16 protein-coding genes are annotated in these 19,751 nt (G+C 31.0%); 8 read left to right on the top strand and 8 right to left on the bottom strand.

Features of this window, described 5'->3' with window-relative positions; genetic code table 11:
* Nucleotides 1-12: 12 nt before the first annotated feature.
* On the bottom strand, nt 13-1,221 hold the full coding sequence (locus ABG79_RS04805; protein ID WP_057977707.1) for a CdaR family protein: 1,209 nt from the start codon (nt 1,219-1,221) through the stop codon (nt 13-15).
* A complete protein-coding gene (gene cdaA, locus ABG79_RS04810) occupies nt 1,194-2,036 on the bottom strand; it encodes a diadenylate cyclase CdaA (protein ID WP_083490340.1) in 843 nt (280 codons plus the stop codon). Before cdaA ends, ABG79_RS04805 begins: the two co-directional genes overlap by 28 nt.
* A gap of 134 nt (nt 2,037-2,170) precedes the next feature.
* Between cdaA and ABG79_RS04815 the strand changes: the two genes are divergently transcribed.
* The 4 genes from ABG79_RS04815 (at nt 2,171) to ABG79_RS04830 (ending at nt 6,209) form a co-directional block, all read left to right on the top strand.
* Entirely contained in the window at nt 2,171-2,821 is a 651-nt protein-coding gene (locus tag ABG79_RS04815) for a BON domain-containing protein (RefSeq protein ID WP_057977710.1), read from the top strand.
* 91 nt (nt 2,822-2,912) lie between these two features.
* Nucleotides 2,913-3,956, top strand: coding sequence for a hypothetical protein (locus tag ABG79_RS04820; RefSeq protein ID WP_057977711.1), 1,044 nt, complete (start codon nt 2,913-2,915; stop codon nt 3,954-3,956).
* A gap of 131 nt (nt 3,957-4,087) precedes the next feature.
* The gene (locus ABG79_RS04825; RefSeq protein WP_057977713.1) at nt 4,088-5,254 is read left to right on the top strand and encodes a peptidoglycan-binding protein; all 1,167 of its coding nucleotides are present in this window, start codon (nt 4,088-4,090) and stop codon (nt 5,252-5,254) included.
* 253 nt (nt 5,255-5,507) lie between these two features.
* Complete coding sequence (locus ABG79_RS04830; RefSeq protein ID WP_057977715.1) at nt 5,508-6,209, top strand: L,D-transpeptidase family protein; 702 nt, start codon at nt 5,508-5,510, stop codon at nt 6,207-6,209.
* Nucleotides 6,210-6,235: 26 nt separating this feature from the next.
* Here the strand turns inward: ABG79_RS04830 and ABG79_RS04835 are convergent, their stop codons facing one another.
* Entirely contained in the window at nt 6,236-7,297 is a 1,062-nt protein-coding gene (locus ABG79_RS04835; protein ID WP_057977717.1) for a DUF5050 domain-containing protein, read from the bottom strand.
* 254 nt (nt 7,298-7,551) lie between these two features.
* Between ABG79_RS04835 and ABG79_RS12240 the strand changes: the two genes are divergently transcribed.
* The gene (locus ABG79_RS12240; RefSeq protein WP_083490341.1) at nt 7,552-7,707 is read left to right on the top strand and encodes a DUF1540 domain-containing protein; all 156 of its coding nucleotides are present in this window, start codon (nt 7,552-7,554) and stop codon (nt 7,705-7,707) included.
* Nucleotides 7,708-7,739: 32 nt separating this feature from the next.
* Here ABG79_RS12240 and ABG79_RS04840 read toward each other — a convergent pair whose 3' ends face one another.
* Nucleotides 7,740-8,642, bottom strand: a complete 903-nt coding sequence (locus tag ABG79_RS04840; protein ID WP_160318219.1) for a hypothetical protein — start codon at nt 8,640-8,642, stop codon at nt 7,740-7,742.
* A gap of 236 nt (nt 8,643-8,878) precedes the next feature.
* Here ABG79_RS04840 and ABG79_RS04845 point away from each other — a divergent pair, with 236 nt between their 5' ends.
* Nucleotides 8,879-9,706 carry a methyl-accepting chemotaxis protein gene (locus ABG79_RS04845; protein ID WP_057977721.1) on the top strand — a complete coding sequence of 276 codons (828 nt, stop codon included), beginning with the start codon at nt 8,879-8,881 and terminating at the stop codon, nt 9,704-9,706.
* 18 nt (nt 9,707-9,724) lie between these two features.
* Here ABG79_RS04845 and ABG79_RS04850 read toward each other — a convergent pair whose 3' ends face one another.
* Entirely contained in the window at nt 9,725-13,816 is a 4,092-nt protein-coding gene (locus ABG79_RS04850) for a phosphodiester glycosidase family protein (RefSeq protein ID WP_057977722.1), read from the bottom strand.
* Nucleotides 13,817-14,008: 192 nt separating this feature from the next.
* On the opposite strand from ABG79_RS04850, the gene hydE reads away from it, so the two are divergent.
* Together hydE and ABG79_RS04860 are read left to right on the top strand one after the other, a co-directional pair.
* On the top strand, nt 14,009-15,046 hold the full coding sequence (gene hydE / locus ABG79_RS04855) for a [FeFe] hydrogenase H-cluster radical SAM maturase HydE (protein WP_083490342.1): 1,038 nt from the start codon (nt 14,009-14,011) through the stop codon (nt 15,044-15,046).
* A 48-nt stretch (nt 15,047-15,094) separates the two neighbouring features.
* A complete protein-coding gene (locus ABG79_RS04860; protein WP_057977724.1) occupies nt 15,095-16,393 on the top strand; it encodes a hemolysin family protein in 1,299 nt (432 codons plus the stop codon).
* 173 nt (nt 16,394-16,566) lie between these two features.
* Here the strand turns inward: ABG79_RS04860 and ABG79_RS04865 are convergent, their stop codons facing one another.
* The 3 genes from ABG79_RS04865 to galE form a co-directional block, all read right to left on the bottom strand.
* Complete coding sequence (locus ABG79_RS04865; RefSeq protein ID WP_057977726.1) at nt 16,567-17,496, bottom strand: V-type ATP synthase subunit I domain-containing protein; 930 nt, start codon at nt 17,494-17,496, stop codon at nt 16,567-16,569.
* Nucleotides 17,497-17,580: 84 nt separating this feature from the next.
* On the bottom strand, nt 17,581-18,531 hold the full coding sequence (locus ABG79_RS04870; protein ID WP_057977728.1) for an L-threonine 3-dehydrogenase: 951 nt from the start codon (nt 18,529-18,531) through the stop codon (nt 17,581-17,583).
* A gap of 190 nt (nt 18,532-18,721) precedes the next feature.
* Nucleotides 18,722-19,711, bottom strand: a complete 990-nt coding sequence (galE, locus tag ABG79_RS04875) for a UDP-glucose 4-epimerase GalE (protein WP_057977731.1) — start codon at nt 19,709-19,711, stop codon at nt 18,722-18,724.
* Nucleotides 19,712-19,751: the final 40 nt, after the last annotated feature.

Genomic DNA, 19,751 nt, shown 5'->3' on the forward strand with positions numbered 1-19,751 from the left:
ATTTATCCTCCATCATTTTTTTGTTATCTTTACTAATACTGTTTCTTGGGAAATTTTCTTCAATTTAATATCTCTTGGCAAATTTATTTTTATAGGCAGTGTAATTTCTCCCTCTTCCTTTTCTGCTACATCTATAATAGCTGAAATGTCATTTGAATTAATAGAATTTACTACGCTTTCAGCTCCATAAATTGTTAAAATTACACTGTTTTTGCTTAATGAATAATTAAATTCGTCCTTTCCATTTTCTAATATTAAATCAACTGTCAAGTTCTTTTCTATCTTATTTTCTACAGATATATCAACAGTTATGCTTTTTTTGTTTTCTTTTGTATATATTCCTTCTGGAATTATTAATGGAACTTCTTTAAAAATCGAAGTGTAAATCTTACTCAAATCAATTGGTTCTGTTTCTATAGAATTAATTCTGTCTATTAAACTTTCATCACCAAGAATTGTAATTTTAGGAGTTTTAGAACTAATATAGTTTAATATTTTACTATCAGGTAATTCACCCTTTGTCCTTATAATAACATCAACATCTTTGGATTTTTTTATAGGTAGACTAACATCTACATACTTTGGCTCATAATTTATATATTGAACATTATCCCCATAGCTATCCACAATTTTAATTGGCAAAGAAGCTGACAAATCATTATCCCTGTTAGTAACATCTATATTAACAAGAGCATTTGAAGCTTTAAAAACATATGTTTCAGGACCTCTTATTAAAATTTCATTTGGCTTTAATACAGGCATTGAATATGCATATCCTTCCTTTAGATTGCCCGCAATTATCGAATTTACTGGAACAGTTTTTTCTATCAATCCATCAACTTTAACTCTAATGTAAGGATTACCCTTATCGTAAACCACTTTTACCCCCTTTGGAACCGTCTTTACTTCAACAGGAATATTATTGTAGCCCTTTTTAAGGAATCCGCTCATATCTGCTTCAACTCTAAAATCTTCCGCTTTAACTTTATATACATCCATTGCTCTTCCTGAAATTTGAAGATTAACCGTAAACTTCTGATTTGGTAATATTGTAAGATTGTTTTGTTCTAATGCATCCAAATTTATAAAATATACAGGTATTCCTTCAATAAGTCTTGCTTGAGTTGGATTTTGCTCGCCCATAACATATACCCATAATATAAGTGCGATAAATACGCTTAAAATCATATAAATTATTTCTTGTTTGTTTTTCCTAACCATGTTTTCACCTTCTTAATCATCGTTGAATCAGAAAACATATTGTGAACCAATATCTTTGTTAACACGTTTTTAAGTCTTTCAACTGTGTAACCCCTTGTCAACCTTCCATTTACTGATATCGATATAGTTCCTGTTTCTTCAGATACAACAATTGCAATAGCATCAGAAGATTCAGTAACTCCAATAGCTGCTCTGTGCCTCGTTCCTAATTCTTTATTAATCTCCTGTTCCGTTAGAGGCAATACACAACCTGCAGCAAGTATTCTATCCTTTCTAATAATAACTGCTCCATCATGCCAAGGGGAGTTTTCGAAAAATATATTTTCAAGCAATTCTGATGAAACAATACCATCAATTTTTACTCCGTTTGAAACAAAATCATTTAGTCCTGTCTCCTGCTCTATAATTATTAACGACCCAGTCTTTGAATGGGACATATTGCTTACTGCAATTGTTATTTCATCTACTACCCTTTTAATTTCCTCATCTGTTTCAAAAAATCTTTTAGTTAAGAATCTGCTTCTTCCAAGATGTTCAAGCGCCTTTCTTAACTCTGGCTGGAATATAATTATAAGCGCTATAACTCCTACTGTTAGTGTGTTTTTGATTATCCAGTATAAAGTAACAAGCCCCAGCCAATCGCTAAGTTTCATAACTGCAATAATAAATATGAGTCCCTTTAATAATTGTTCTGCACGAGTTTCCTTTATCAAAATATAAAACTCATATAAAATATAGGCGACAATTATAATGTCAATAACATTTCTTAATGTAATATTTTTAATAAGATCAATAAGTCCGTAAAAGCCATTCATAAATTCCACTCCCACATGTAATCTCAACTATAATTATATATCAAAAAAATAATCATTAGTATATTATAAATGAATTAAAAATAAAAAATATGGAAAAATTATTTAAATAAAAGATTTACAAAGGGGTTGATTCTATGCTGGAGAATGAAAAAATTGAAAATGAGATAAGAGACCTTTTAGAGAAAGAGTTAAAGGAAGTTGCACTCGATGTAAATGTAAAATGCGTTAACGGTCATGTTACACTATATGGCATTGTTGATACACTTTCAGAAAAATTAGCAATTGAAGAGTTGGCTTTAAGAGTAGATGGAGTAGATTCTCTTGAAAATTCTATCACAATCTCTACCGATGGAACTATTGAAGATAAAGATACCGAAGAAAATATTATAACAAAGCTAAAGGGTCATCCAGAACTTTCTTCAGTAGGTGCAAACGTTCAAAGAGGAACGGCTATTCTTGAAGGAAGAGTCAAGACATTAAGAGATAAAAAACAAGCAATGAAACTTGCATCAGAAGCTTTAGGGGTTAAGGAAGTTGTTTCTCATATAGAAATTGATTCAGCTTACAAAATCGATGATACTTCAATAAATAACAGGATTCAGACCGAACTTGTAAATAACAAATTAGAACGAAATGATATAAGGGTATTTGTTGATAATGGCAGCGTTAGATTAACTGGATATGTTAATAGTTTAATGGATATGGAATTAGCTGAGGAAATTGCTGAAGGAATTGAAGGAGTAAGAAATGTAAAAAACTTTTTAAAAATAAGAAGGAATCAATAATAATATATAGAATAATATATTATTAAGGCCCGAATGTTTAAGCATACATATTCGGGTCTTTATCTTGATTTGAACCTTAGGGGGAATTAAAATGAGTGAAATTTCAAAAGCACCTAAAAAAGCTTTAACTAAATTTATTATTTCATTTTTTACTGTAATAATCGTAATTATAGTTTCGTTTTTGTCATATTACTATTTCACCAACAGAATTAATTTTACATACCTTAGCAATATTAAAAAAATTTACTCACAAATAAATGATGAAAACAAAAATGTATCGTCTTCACTGAATAAAGTTTCTTTCATATCAATTAAAGAACAAGAAAATATAACTAACATTATTAATGATATCAAAAAAAGCGAACAATCATTTAATGAAATAATAAACAATGTTGAGCAAATCTCACCACCAGAAAAATACATAAGTGAGCACAAAACTGTTCTAGAGGCCATTCGTAACAATAAAAAAATAGTAACTCAAGCAAGACTAATTTTGAGCAACTTGAAGTCAAAAAATATTCCTAATGCAATATCTGATTTCAATAAATATATAAATGATACAAATATTTTATATTCCAACTTAAAAACTGCTAAAATATCTCTACCAGATGATTTTTCTAAATTCCCAGATACGCTTCAGACTTTTGCATATAAATATTTTGAGAACTACGATAAAAAAAACAGGTTGTTTGAACAATATCAGGATTATTTTGTGTCGACGGATGCAATTATTAGTCAATTTATTAATACAAAAGTAAATTTGTCAATCTATTTAGATAAAATGAAAAATAATCATATGTCTATAGAAAATATAAATGCTGAAATAGAAAAAAGATTGATTTTTTTAGAGGATATTAAAAATACTTACTTAGAAGTAGCAGCACCAGAAAAAGTAGTCGATGCTCATTCAAAGTTAGATGCTATTTTAGAAGGGTTTGAATTATACTGTAAGGATTTTAAGTCTAATCTTTTGGAGCTAAGCAATGCAGGTTCTGATGAAGCGAAGTTATTGCAGATAAGTCAAAAATTTGAGGAACTTGAAAAGAGCTATAATCTGTTGACTGAAGATTGGATGCGTTTTCTTGATGAATATAATAATCTCAAAGATGAGTTTTCAGATATTAATAATATTTAAGCAGCTTATGCTGCTTTTTTTATGCCATCAATCCATGATATAGCAGTAAAACCATATATTTTGCATTAATTTTTATACTTATGTTTGTTATAATTATAAAAAATTTTAATTTAATATAAGGAGTGATTACGTTGGTTAAAAGAATCACAGCACTATTAGTAGCCTTCTTCGTAACATTTGCAACGATAGCCAGCGCAGCAATAACGATGCCTTTAGTTTATGGCAATAAGAATTTCCAGGTGGCTGAGCTTCAAACAAGCTTAAAAACCCTTGGATTTTACACTGGAACAATTGATGGTATATTCGGCTATGGAACTTATACAGCAGTAAAAAAATTCCAGAGCTCTAATAACCTCGAACCTACTGGAAATTTAGACTTAACTACTCTTAACGTTTTGAATAAGATATTAGCTGGGGAACCAAAAATATTAAGCATAGGTATGAGGCATGATAGAGTTTCTGAATTGCAGACTTATCTTTATGCATTAGGCTATTTGCCAGTCTCGCCAACAGGATATTTTGGAACTTTAACATTTGATGCAGTTTCAAGATTTCAAAAAGACAACGGAATGACAGTAACAGGTAGAGCAGATAATACTGTCTTTAATAAAATATTCGAAGTAGTAGATAGCAAATATGTTCCGTATAAAGTTTACAACACTTATTATGTTCAGTCAGGGGATACCCTATGGTCCATTTCACAAAAAACAGGGGTAACGACTCAAGATATTATGAGTGCGAATAATTTTACTTCTACAACAGTTTTATATATTGGACAAGCCATAAAAATTCCAAAAATAATTGTTCCAGTAAAGCCTTCATATGGCAAGTATGGTGAATATCTTGACTGGTTCAGTGCAGCTCAATATGTTTTCCCAATAGGTTCTGAGGCAACAGTTGTGGACTACTTTACTGGAAAGAGCTTCAAGATTAAAAGAACTTTAGGTTCTGGACATGCCGATGTCGAAACATTAACAGCTCAGGATACTGCAATAATGAAGGAAATATTCGGCGGAAGCTGGACATGGGATGTAAGGCCTATATTAGTTATTGTTAACGGAAGAAAATTAGCAGCATCTATGTCCGGAATGCCACACGCTGGACTTGATGCTTACGCTGGAGGAGTGAACGTATATAACCGTTCTGGAGGCTATGGTTATGGCCCAAATTATGACTATATTAAAGGAAACAATATGGATGGACACTTCGATATTCATTTTGTAAACTCACTAAGACACAAGGATTGGCAGATAGATGCAAGACATCAGGCCATGATTGAAATTTCAGCTAACAGATAATTTATAATAGCTGGAGCAAATAAAATTTTGTTTAAGCGCTAATTTTACTAAGTCCCATGAAATTATTTCATGGGACTTTTAATTCCTATCTATTTATATGCATATTTTCGTTTGAATCATTATTAAATATTTCATTCTTACTTTCATCTATTAATTTTTCTATAGATATACAACTTTTGAGAAATCTAATAAATCATATTTCTAACTACAATATAATAAAATGTTAATGGGACTTATTTAGAGGAGTGGTGTTGTGAAAAAAGGCATACTTATTTTCTTTATATTCATTATCTCGATTGTTGTTATTCTATTAGGGAAGATTACTTTTATTAGAAGCGACAGCGTATTGAAGCAGGTTAATAATAGCGTTAAGTATAAAAACATATATATATTTGTTGATATCACTGAAAATAAAATGTATGTTATAAGCGAGGGAAAAGTGGTAAAAACCTATCCAGTCTCATCCGGGAAATATTCAACTCCTTCCCCCATAGGCGACTGGATTATAACGGGCAAAGCAAGGTGGGGAGAAGGTTTTGGAGGATACTGGATGGGGTTTAATGTCCCGTGGGGACAATATGGTATTCATGGAACTGACGAACCCTGGTCTATAGGATACGCAAAGTCACATGGCTGCATAAGAATGTTTAATAAAGATGTTGCTGAATTATATAAAATCACACCTATAGGGACAAAAGTTAGAATATACGGTGGACCATTTGGACCATTTGGAAGTGGATTCAGGGTTTTGGAGCCGGGAGACAGAGGTTCAGATGTATATGAGATTCAAAAGAGACTAAAAGCATTAGGTTTCTACCATGGCTATGTAAACGGTATATATAACGAATCTACAAAACATGCTATCCATAACTTTCAGAAAAAACATGGACTTCCTATATCTAACTACGTAGGATTTAGTTTTTATAATAAATTGGGGGTATTTTTGTTTGATTAAAAAAGTGGCAGAAATCTGCCACTTTTTTAATCTATCGTTAAGAAGAAAATTTCACCAAAAACATTTTCTAAGTTTTGCGATTTTGCCAATAGAATTAGTTGGTCATCCTTATAATCTAAAATAAAAATATATTTTAAATCTTCATTATAAAATCTTTTTTCTTTATCATTGTTTATCATGATAATTTCACCATCTTCATAGGAAGTAAAATATATTACTCTGTCATTTTTAACGTAAAAATCCTGAACATTATTTGCAACCAAACTTTTTTGTCCATCAGCTAGGTCTATGCGGACTAAATCGCTTTTATTATCTCTATATGATATGTAATAAAGTTTATTATCATCTATCATTAGTTTGCCTGCTGTAAAGTCACCTGTATCATCAAGTGCTCTATCTTCGCTAATAATCTCAAGGTTTTCCCCTCTTAAATCAGTGCTGCACACTCTTTTATCTTCATCAATAAAATAAATTTTGTCTTTATAAGTGGCCAAAAAATAAACTCTACTAAAATATATTTGTTCTACTTGAAAATTATTGATGTCAATTTTATTTATTCCTTCCTCTCCCCAAGTAAACAGTGAATCACCTATAATAATTTGATTTTCATATATATTATTTGCAACATACTTTTCTGAAGGCATTACAATTAAGTCTCTACCATTTGAGACTTTATGTAAATTATTTAACTCGTCAAAATAAAAAATATCATTCTTTAAAACAAAAAAGCTGCCATACTTTTTAACTAATTTATACTGGCTTATTTTATCAGTCTCTTTATTCAAAATATCGTAGCTATATAAATATCCATTATCTTTTTTATAAATAATTTTCCCATCTTTGTATATAAAACCTGTATTATCTACTTTATCTCCAATTAACTTAAGTTTATTTTCTTTATCCAAATCGGATACATATATGCAAAAATCATTGGTGTCTATAAAATAAATATTTTGCCTGTCAACATGATAGTATGAAGCCCAAATGAAATTATTCTGCTTATTATGACTAAATGCAGGCTCTGTCTTAGCGGAATACATGTTTAACAATATTGGAATTATAATCAAAACCTCTAAAATTTTTTTCATACGCCACACCTCATGGAATTTTTTTCTATTTATATTATTCTTTTACTTTTATAAAACTCCTTCTATAAATTTTATGAATTCGTATTGCAAATTATTATAATAATTTGCAATAAAACAACTTATTTTATATTCTTCACTATATTTCTTATTTTTAGACTATTTCTTGGTTTAAATTTTCATATTTCTTGGTTTTTTGAATAATATAAATTTAATTGTAAAAAATATTAATATAAAAATTACTTGGAGGTGTTTTTATGATAAACAAAAGCATTGGTTGTAATGTAAGGGACTGTAGATACCATGCTCAAAATGAAAACTACTGCACACTAAATAGCATTCAAGTTGTTAATCACTCAACTCCTGCGACAACAAAGGAAAGCACAGATTGCGGAAGCTTTGAAAAAAGATAAGAAAATCCCTTATGCACGTGCATAAGGGATTTTTATTTGACCTCAAAAATATATTTATCATATTTTTGTGATATTTCTTTATTGCTAAATTTCAAATAATAAATTCCTTTATTAAGTTTTATTTTATAAACATCACTGTCAAAATACATCAAAACATTTTCTTTATCATCTATTAATTGTGCTTCAATTCCTTTTGGCAGCTGATATATTTTTATTAAAACTTCATCATGTTCATCAACTAATAATTTAAAATAATCAACATCCTCAATGTAATCCATTCCACCTGCGTAAATAAAATCTTTTTTTGCAGGATATGCAATATTTTTATTATTATTAAATTCATATTGGTCCATCCTAATACTAACTTCATCATCTATTATTCCTTTATATCGCATTACTTTGTATTTTTTCCCATTTATTCCCTTGTTGATTTCTTCATAAGTTCTATAGCTTACAACGGTCTTATCTTTACTTTTGATGCTATCGCTGTGCCTTGCTTCTAATGTAATTATACCGTTTTTATCATAGCTTTCCTTAAGATATATGAAAGTGTGATTATTTTCGCTATTAAAAATGTCCATAGGTTTTATTTCGCTTAAATTTATATAGCTAAAATAATTTTTTAATGTTTCAGTCGACACTTTTTCACGAAGTTTAAACACAGCTCCAATATATCCAGAGCAATCAAGCCCAGCAGTTTTATCTTTATAGACACCTTCTGTCAAAATATTTCCCGGAAAATATCCTTTTTTTATTGCATCTGTAAAGTTCTTTACTTCTTTTCTGTCGCTTAAATCGATTGAAATATATCCTCCCCAGCAATAAGGAATTCCTACATATGTTTTTTTATCATTTGTTATAAAATTCGGCAGTTTAATATCATTTCTGTCAAGTTCTTTAGCTTCATACTCCCATACAAAATCAATTATTTCCATTGCCCGCTTATAAGCCTCAGAACGTTTAATAGGTTTTATCACTATTTTTTCTGTTTTGGGCAACCTGGATATTAAGATTATAATAACAATTACGATAAATAATAGCATAAGTGCGAACAAAAAAATAAAACAATTTTTTCTATACCTCATAGAATCACCACATAACATTTTAATATTAAAAATATTATTGCATTTCAAAAAATATGATAAAATAGTTAAAAAGGGGGTAAAAAAAGATGAACGATATCCATGAAGTGTTGAATTCATTTGAACTCGTTGCTCCATATCTTGTTAATTTTTTTGAAGATAGGGTAGCCTTTAATATTTCTGATAAAGAGAGATACTTAAGGGTATATTACCTTGATAAACTTGGAATTCATGTTAATAATGGAGACCCTATATCAAGGGATGGAGCTGATTATGAAGCTATTAGAACTGGTAGAGTTATTACCCGAGACATCCCAAAGGAAGTATTTGGTGAACCCATTAGATGTGTATCCAATCCTATTAAAGATTCTAACAACAATGTGATTGGAGTTATTTCCATAATAAAAAGCACTAAAAAACATGCTGAAATACACAATCTATCTGACAATTTAAATCAAGCCCTCACTCAAATAACCGAAGCAATAAGCAGTATTTCAGTTGGTGTTCAAAATGTCTCGGAATCAAATAAAAAAATTCAAGAAACAATTGATATTACAAATGAGCAGGTGAAAAGCACAGATGAGATATTAAAATTTGTAAGAAACGTAGCTGACCAAACAAATCTATTAGGATTAAATGCAGCAATTGAAGCTGCAAGAGCAGGGGAAACTGGAAGAGGTTTTAGCGTTGTTGCTCAGGAAATCAGAAAACTTTCTAATTCGAGCAATGAATCCATCAAGAAAATAAACGATATATTAAAATCATTACAAAAATCTGTTAACGAAATATACCAAAATGTTAATGCTGCTAACTCTATATTTGAAGGACAAGCTTCTGCACTTGAAGAAATACTTGCAACTGTTGAAGAAATTTCAGCTACTTCACAGGTTCTATTTGAAATAACTAGCAAAAGATAAAGGCTACAGATGCAGCCTTTATCTTACTTCAAGATTAATTGTAGCTTTTAACTTACCATAGGTAGCCGTAACTACTGACTTAGCTCCTTTTTTTGCTTTAATAGTAATTTTGCCTTGTTTTATTGTTCCAATTTTGCCCTTCATCTCGTATTTTATTTTGCTAGTATCAATCAAATGAGCATTTCCATATAAGTCAAAACCGTATAAATTTAGATTGTAGGTTTTATTGTTTTCAACTTTTAACAGGCTATCTTTGAAACCAATGCTGGTAAATTCCTTTACCTGCTCAGTTACTTCAACTGGAATTCTTCTTGTTATATCCCCGATTGTCACCTTAATATAAGTATTTCCAATATTTTTTGCATAACAGATTCCATTTGAAACAGCAACTATATTTGAATCTTCAGATTCCCATTTAACATCAACATTTCTTAAATAGGCTGAATTCATTATGTTGTTATAACTTCCATAGGCAAAATCAACAGCAGCCAAAATTTCATTTGACATCCCCCTTGATAAGTAAATTTTATTCAAAGGTTCATTAAATTTATTCATTATACCAATTCTCTCGATAATTGGTATATTCTTTATAACAATTGAATTACCTATTGATAGCCTTGTATAGCTCAAATATCCTCCATCCTCCATCTTAGCATATTTTTTACCTGAACCATTTCCTGAAATCAGATAATTGATGCCATTTGTAGTCCAAGTTTTAAATATATGCTGATGTCCAGAAATCACTAATATATTTTTATCCTTATTCTTTGATTTATAGTTTACTAATATGCTTTCAAGTAGCTTTCTATCCTCTTCTTTTAATGAATAGGATTTATTTATGAAATCTCTTGTTGGAATATGAGTCATTATGATGATATTTTTCTTCTTATTCTTTGCTAATATTTCCTTCAAAAATTCATATTGCGTAGGGTCTGAATCTTTTATCGAATTATTTATAGAGCTATCCAACTTAATAATAATCGTATTCCCATAATTGTATACCTGTGATAAACCACCAAAATATGAATTAAAGTTATCACTTCCGTTTATCACATCATGGTTTCCTGCTGCAGCGATTATTTGTTTACTATAACTGCTTAAAGTCTCCTTTACACCATCCCATTCATCCTTATTGTTGCTGTCAACTATGTCGCCTACATGTAAAATCAAATCGGACGTTCCTTTGCTTGATGAGTCTAACAATTCATTCAAATAATATTTTGTATGCGTATCTGCAAATACGTCTATAGTGAACTCATTTGATTTTGGCTGTCTCAAGTTGTTCACTACAAAATTAGTAACATAAACATCTGAGACATTGCCCTTTTTATCTTTTGCATATATTGTAAGAGTTTGATTCCCTTCTAAAAGCTCTGCAGCTGGTAGTGCATAACCATAACCTGAATCATCATCATAATAGACCTTTAATTGCTTTGAATTTAGAAAAACAAATATGTCATTTTTACTAATTCCCGACTTATCATCGACAATTTTAAATGAAATTTTAGGATAGTTAGTTAACACCTTTGCGTCCTTAACTGGATAAACATTTAAAATAACAGGAGCTTTAGTGTCTTCTTCTAAAATAACATTAAATGTGTATTGCATCTCCTTTGACACATTTCCCGCTGTATCAGCCGCAATTACACTAAAAGTGTGACTTCCTGCCGCAAGGTCCTTTGCTTCTACATATATTATATTGTTTTCAGCATCATAGATTGGTTTAACTATATTCCCATCAATTTTTACCTTTAATGATTTTTCATCTATTTTTGATTTATCGTCTAAAACCTTTACAGAAATTCTGCCTTTATTGCTATATATATTGCCTGGCTTAAAGGATGTAAACTGTGGTGGGTTATGGTCGTTTATATCGTTATAAATAAATTTTATATCGTCTATATAAATATTAGCCCTTCCGGTCAGTGCTTTATCACTCTCGGTAAATGCGATATTCAAGAAGGTAATAGGCAGTGTAACATCCGGTATATCCGCTGTAATATATGTCCATTTCCCCTTTTCTATCTTTGAATTTAAATTTATTTTCTGTATATTTTCGTTTCCATCTAATATGTTTATATAAGCATTTCCGTTTATTCCTTCACCGTAAGCCCAGAAAGAAATTTTTTGTGGTTTTACATAGGACATATATTGAGAACTTATATTATTATCGTTTTTATCAACAAGCGTCGGCCATGTATTAACAGTTAAGTTGTCAAGTCTATCCCATTCGTTTAAATCAAATACAGTCTTTAATGAATATTTACCCTGTTTTGATTTTTCATTTGTAATAACAGCATCAGCGTTTAATAAACCTTCGGCTAAGTATCTGCTGTTATCGTTATGTTCAAAATCATCAATCAACAGCTCATCTAAATCTACATAAACGCTTGCTTTATCCATTTTGTCGTCCAATTTTGCTATAATTTGCCCTGTTCCCTTTTTATTTGCTTTAAAAAGTCCTTTTGAACTAATGCTTCCAATACCACCTAAAACTGACCATGAAACTTTTTCGTTAGGAATTTGCAGCGTTTTACCATTGTATTTAGCTACTATGCTAAATTGCTTTGTATCTCCTGATTTTAGTAATAGGCCATTTTCTGCTATTTTAATCTCTGAAACTTTATCAACAACTGTGACATCCACGACTGACTTCTTGCCCGAAATTTCAGCAGTAATTTTTCCATTAGACGCTTTATTTGATGCAATAAAGACACCATTCTGAACTTTTCCTATATTGCCTTCGACCTTCCAATTAATTATAGCTTTGCTTAAATCCACTTTATGATAGTTAGTGTCATATCCATTAATCTTTAATTCTGTCTTAGTATTTTTGTATACTAGTAATTGACTGTTTTCAAAAACTATTTTTTCAAGTATCTTGGAAGGTTGAGTTTTATTAACAAACAATATTGCATTTGTAAGAGCTCTTTCACGTCCATCGGACAATTTATTTACAATTTTTAAAGTCGACTCACCAGGAAATTTAACATTCATCTGGGTAGAGCCTCCCCCGTCAAGCACAACTGCATCATATGCACCTAAACTTTTTAATATATTTCCAAGTTCTGCATAAGTTGCTCCATCGCTTGAATATCCTTCATTTACGCCTGCATCTATAACAACTGAAACCACTTTATTATCAGAAGTTATTCCAATAGCTGTTCTTGCTCTTTTTGAGCTCACATGGTTGGAATTTGCTCCATTTTTTATCATGTCTTGTGAGGTTAGCGCCTTTCCGTCGTCTACTATTTGAGTATAGGTTCCAATGACATCTGCAATACCTTGTTTGTCAAAATCAATTTTAAATTTTATCTTGTCTCCGACCTTTATGTTGTCCTTTACCCAGTTGAACTTTTTACCATGGCTTGCTATAACTACTGCATCCTTTGGTATTATTATTTCTTTTTTCCCAATTCCTAAATCCACTACTGTTCCTTCGTATTCTTTTCCAAGTTTAATTGGCTCATTTATTCCCTTTACAAGAGTTAATGCCCCATTTTGATAATAGTCTTTATAATCTATTTTTCTTTCATCGTTTATCATGTAGTTTAATAATATCAAAGACTCTTTGAATTTTTCTCTATTTAAATTATCTATTGCAATATTTTTTTCATCATTAACAGATAAATTTGCCTGCATATGTATTTTATCTATAAATGGTTTGCCGTTAATATCTATTCCAAACACAGGGTAAATATTTTCTTCGCTTCTTGATGAAAATCCGGTCATAACCTCCCCGTTAGTTATTTGCGGTCCTGTGCTGAATCCTGTAGACATTTCAAACATATCAGCATTGATTCCTGCCACAACATCGTTTCCCTTTAGTATTTCCCTCTCAATTTGCCCCGTTAGAGTCTCGGATTTTTTTACTCTGTCCTTTGCCTTTGAAAAAATTATTCCAACTCCTTTATTACTTAAGTCTGCAGTTAATATATACATATTTTTTCGGTCAGTGGATTCAACATATTTTCTTATATAATTAATGCCCTTCGAAATCTCTATATTTTTTATTTCGTTTTCATTTGTTTTTATTTTTGAATATGCTATATTTGTAGATAATATACTTAAAGATAAAATTAGTGTTAATGCCTTTTTAAATTTTGTCATATCCTCACCCCAACGTTTTATTATTTTGACTTATTTTTTCTTCAATTTGTTCAATATAGATTATTATACCATAAATTTTGTTAAATTTTATACATTTGATAATTTTCGACAAATAATTGTTTTCTTGTTTTATTTTTTATCACAATATATTATAATTAAGTTGTTAAAATAATATTTTTCGAGGTGGTATTTTTGTTAGATTTGATTAAAAAGGCTGAAGAAACGCATATGCTGACGAAGGACGAGTTAGTTGCACTACTTAGCACAGACGAGTTTGATAAAGAAATATTTGAAGCGGCAAATAGAGTTAGAAGCAAATACGTAGGTGAAGAAGTTCATTTAAGAGGTCTTATTGAATTTTCTAATATATGCAAACAAAATTGTCTATATTGTGGCTTGAGAAGGGATAATCCAAACGTTGAAAGATACAGACTCGATGCTGAACAGATAATTAATTTTGCAAGAAACGCAAGGAATTTAGGTTATAGAACTGTTGTATTGCAATCGGGTGAGGATGACTACTTCAATGTAGAAAGAATGAGATATATTATTAAATCAATTAAGGAATTGGACCTTGCTATAACGCTTAGCATAGGTGAAAAGACATATGATGAATATAAGGCATATAAGGAAGCCGGAGCAGATAGATATCTTTTGAGAATTGAAACGACGGATAAAAATTTATACGAAAGTCTTGACCCAAAGATGAGCCATGAGAATAGAATTAGGTGTCTCATAGATTTAAAGGAGCTTGGATTTGAGGTTGGAACAGGATGTCTTGTAGGACTTCCTGGCCAAACAATTGAATCACTTGCTGATGATATATTGTTTTTTAAGAGCCTTGATGCCGATATGATTGGTGTTGGACCCTTTATTCCAAATCCCGATACTCCTTTAAAGGATGAAGATGGAGGAACATTTGAGCTTAGTTTAAAGGTCATGGCACTTACAAGACTGCTTTTACCCGATGTTAATATACCTGCTACAACTGCTATGGAGACATTAAATAGAAATGGAAGGTTAATTGCTCTTCAAAGCGGAGCTAATGTTGTTATGCCAAATGTCACAGAAGGAGAATATAGAAAATTATACGCACTTTATCCAGGAAAAATATGCGTAAACGATACACCTGCACATTGTTTTGGATGTATATCCGGAAAAATAAACAGTATAGGAAGACCAATTTCAAAGGATTATGGATATAGAAAAAAGTTTATTGAAAAAAATTAAATTAACATATAATAACATATATATTGCAATTTTAAGGGGGACAAATATATGACCCGGAGTTATCAATTGATTTTTGATTTTTTGGTTATACTTTTGCTGGTAATAATAAATGGTTTTTTTGCTGCATCAGAAATTGCAATAATATCAATAAATAGAAATAGAATAACTATGGCAGCTCAAGAGGGAGATAACAGGGCTCTTTTAATACAGAAGCTATTAAAAGAGCCGAGCAAATTCCTTGCCACTATTCAGGTTGGTATAACACTTGCTGGATTTTTAGCCAGCGCATCAGCTGCTGTCAGCATATCAACCTATTTTGCGGCTTTTTTGAAAAGTATTAATTTTCCTTTTGCTGACCAAATTTCACTTGTTTTAACTACACTATTTATATCCTACATGACGCTTGTATTGGGAGAACTGCTTCCCAAAAGGCTATCTCTTCAGAATCCTGAAAAGGTAGCATATGCTGTGGTTGGAATAATATTATTTATTTCTAGGATTACATCCCCTTTCGTAAAAATATTAACCCTTTCAACAAACTTTTTTGCGAAATTATTTGGTGTTGAAGCAGCATATGTTGAAGAAAAGGTTACAGAAGACGAGATAAGAATGATGATTGACGTTGGTGAGGAAAATGGAGTATTAAACGAAACGGAAAAGGAAATGATTGATGGTATATTTGAGTTCGATGACACTCTTGCTAAAGAAGTTATGACTCCAAGGACAGCTGTTTTTGCAATAGATGTTAACTCACCGCTGGAAGATATTATTCATCAGATTATAGAAGAACAATATTCAAGAATTCCGGTGTATGATGGTGAGATAGATAATATCGTAGGTATTTTATATATGAAGGATTTGTTTGTCGAAATGGCAAGCAAGAAACTCGAGGATATCTCTATAAGAAATTTGTTGAGACCTGCTTATTTTGTTCCTGAAACTAAAAAAATAGACACCCTGTTCAGAGAATTGCAGGCAAGTAAAAATCATATGGCTATTTTAATTGACGAGTATGGAGGAGTTTCAGGAATAATAACAATCGAAGATTTGATTGAGGAAATCGTAGGAAATATAGCTGATGAATATGATGAGGATGTAAAAGATTTTCAAAAAATTGATAACAATACATATATAATTGATGGACTCGTAAGCATAGATGAAGTAAATGAAATGCTAAACCTTAAGCTCCCTGCAGAGCATAACGACACAATCGGGGGATTTGTCCTTAATTTAATAGGAAATATACCAGAAAAAGGCGAAATTGTTCAATATGAAAATATAGTCTTTACGGTTGAAAAAATCGATGAAAAGAGAATTGAACAAATTAGAATACAAATTAAAGAATAAATTATCCTGTCTAGTCCCATGAATGATTTTTGTGGTTTTGTCTATTGCACCAATATACTTGAATTGCTAGGGTTTATGAGAGGTTTCTTTAATAATCATTCATGGGCTAAAATTATGTTAAAAAAATCTAATTCATATTTAATGTGTTGTAATTTTATTGGCTTAAATATTAGTTATTGCAACGAAGATACATATTTTGAAATCTGGTCTTCTAACCACTGATTCTGCTGCATAACTGTTTCGTCGTAGGCCTTGTCCTCTTTTAAATACATCTCAACAAGTTCCTGATTTTCCTTGTTTATTAAATCCTTCCACTTAAACGCTGATTCTACTTTCTTTGACTTCAGCTCATTAAACTGCACATCATATTTTGCGTTTATAGATGTTTTATATTGTGTTTGATTCTTGTCTCTTAAATCCTTTGCGTTTTTAATGCTGTTTTCATAATCCTTCAGTAATTTTTCAATTTCGGCTTGTTTGTTTTTCAAGTTCATAAGTTCAGCATCCCTTTGAATCTTTATATTATATAATTTATTGTTCAACTCTTCTCTTGCCTTTGCTTCTTTATCGATTCTATCCTGTTCTATTTTATTCAGTTGCTCTTCTAACTTACTCTGGTCATCGGAATATTGCGAAGACTTGTTTAATTTGTCTTTCTGATTTTGAGCATCGCTTTTTATTTTTTCAATCTTATATTTATATTCTGCATTAGCATTTTCTTCCATATTCTTATACATTTTTGTTATATAATCCTTTTTAGATTGTATTAAGGAATTTATGTTCTGTCTTTTTGAATTTACAAAATTTAATCTTATTTTTTCCTTTGCTTCGTTTTCCATTTTAACAGAATTGAGCCTTTGCAATTCCATGTCGTTTCTTAAGATACTGTATTCATTTGCAATATCAATTTTCTGAGTTTGCTCAACCGTATTGTTTTGAGTTTGTTTATTTGTATTTTGATTTGAAGTTTGGGTAGTTGTTTGTTGCGTTGTCTTCGTATTTGTTGTGTTTTTCTTAAATTTATTTATAACATTATTTATTGTATTACAGCTGCTCGATATTAACATGTTCAAAATTAGTAAAATTAATAAAAGTCTTTTCATACTACTGCCTCCGAAATATATTCTCAATAATATATCGGAATTATTTTGTTAAAATAAATAGCAAAAGGTGCCAGAGGCACCTTATTATTTTAATTTTTCTCTTAATTTTTCAAGCATATCCACTGTCATTGACGCAAGGTCATACTTAGGATTCCATCCCCATTCTTCCCTTGCTGCAGAATCGTCTAATGAATCTGGCCATGAATCAGCAATCGATTGTCTTACTGGGTCAACGTTGTAGTCTATTTCAAATTCAGGTATATGCTTTTTAATTTCAGCGGCTATATGTTCAGGAGCAAAGCTCATAGCTGTTATGTTAAATGCGTTTCTATGAACAAGCTTTGTTGGGTCAGCTTCCATAAGTTGAACTATAGCTTCAAGCGCATCTGGCATATACATCATGTCCATGTATGTTCCCTGTTTAATATAGCTGGTATACTTTTTATTCTTAATTGCTTCGTAGTATATATGAACTGCGTAGTCCGTAGTTCCTCCACCAGGTAAAGTATCATATGATATAAGTCCTGGATATCTTACACCTCTTGTGTCAACTCCATATTTTTGGAAGTAATAATCGCATAATAATTCTCCTGCAACCTTTGTTACTCCATACATAGTAGTTGGTCTTTGAATTGTATCCTGTGGAGTTTTAACTCTTGGAGTGCTTGGTCCAAATGCTGCGATTGAGCTTGGAGTGAAAACTGCAAGTTTCATTTCTCTTGCAATTTCCAAAACATTGTAAAGACCATTCATATTTACGTTCCAAGCAAGTTCAGGTTTTGCTTCACCAACTGCTGAAAGAATTGCTGCAAGATGTATAACTGTATCTGGGCTATATTTTTTAATAACTTCTGCAAGCTTATTTGCATCTGTTACGTCAACAGCTTCAAATGGACCTGATTTTAATACCTTTTCTGGACCATTTGGATTCTTGTCAGTTGCAATAACATTAGCATCTCCGTATAGTCTTCTTAAATACATAGTAAGTTCTGAGCCTATTTGTCCAAGTGCACCTGTAATAAGTATTTTTTTCATGAAAATACCTCCAACATATTTTTTAGGTTTTTCTAAAATAATTATAACATTATTGTTGCAATATTTCTATATAATTTTTTAACTTTTTGCAATTTTTAATTCATAATTCGATATTGATTAAAGATTTTTGACAAATTCTGTCGTTTTCATTCAAACCCATAAAAATTAAAAGCCTGGATAATTCCAGGCTTTATTTATCATCATATCCATTTGGATTATTCTTATGCCAAATATATGCTGTTCTTATTATTTCTTTTATATCTGTATATTTAGTTTTCCAGCCTAAATCATTTTTTATCTTTTCTGAACTTGCAATAAGTATTGCAGGGTCCCCTGGACGCCTTGAAACTATTTCTCGTTTTATAGGGTGACCTACAACTTCTTCTGCAGCATCAATAATTTCCTTAACTGAAAATCCTACTCCATTACCAAGATTGTAAACATCTGATTTGTGTCCATTGATAAGAGCTTCAAGAGCAAGGTAATGCGCCATAGCAAGGTCATTAACATGTATATAATCTCTTATACATGTTCCATCATTAGTAGGATAATCATCGCCAAATATCTTTATACTATCTCTTTTCCCAAGAGCAGCCTGTAAAACTAAAGGTATCAGATGACTTTCAGGATTGTGGTCCTCTCCGATATCGCCTTCTTCATCTGCTCCACATGCGTTAAAATACCTTAGCGCAATATAATTTAATCCATAACTTCTTGAGTAATCCTCCATTGCACCTTCCATAATAAGTTTTGTTCTTCCATACACATTTGTCGGATTTTTAGGAAGGTCTTCTGTTATTGGAACTCTTTCAGGCTCTCCATACACTGCTGCTGTTGATGAAAAGACTAAATTTTTCACTCCATTTTTAAGCATAACTTCAAGTAAATTTAAAGTTCCTTCAACGTTATTCTTATAATACATCATTGGCTTTTCCATAGATTCACCAACTAAGCTATAGGCTGCAAAATGAATAACCGAGTCTATGTTATATTTTTTAATTGTATCTTCTAATAGTTCACTATCAAATATATCTCCTTTGACAAATACATCGCATTTTACTGCATCCTTATGTCCCTTGACCAAATTATCATAGGCAACAACGTTTTTACCCATCTTATTAAGCATTTTAACTGTATGTGAGCCAATATATCCTGCTCCTCCTGTTACTAAAATATTCATACTCCATCCCCCATTCTAATAGAAAGCCTTTTCTATATTT

The sequence above is a fragment of the Caloramator mitchellensis genome (genome assembly GCF_001440545.1).
Classification (GTDB): Bacteria; Bacillota; Clostridia; order Clostridiales; family Caloramatoraceae; genus Caloramator; species Caloramator mitchellensis.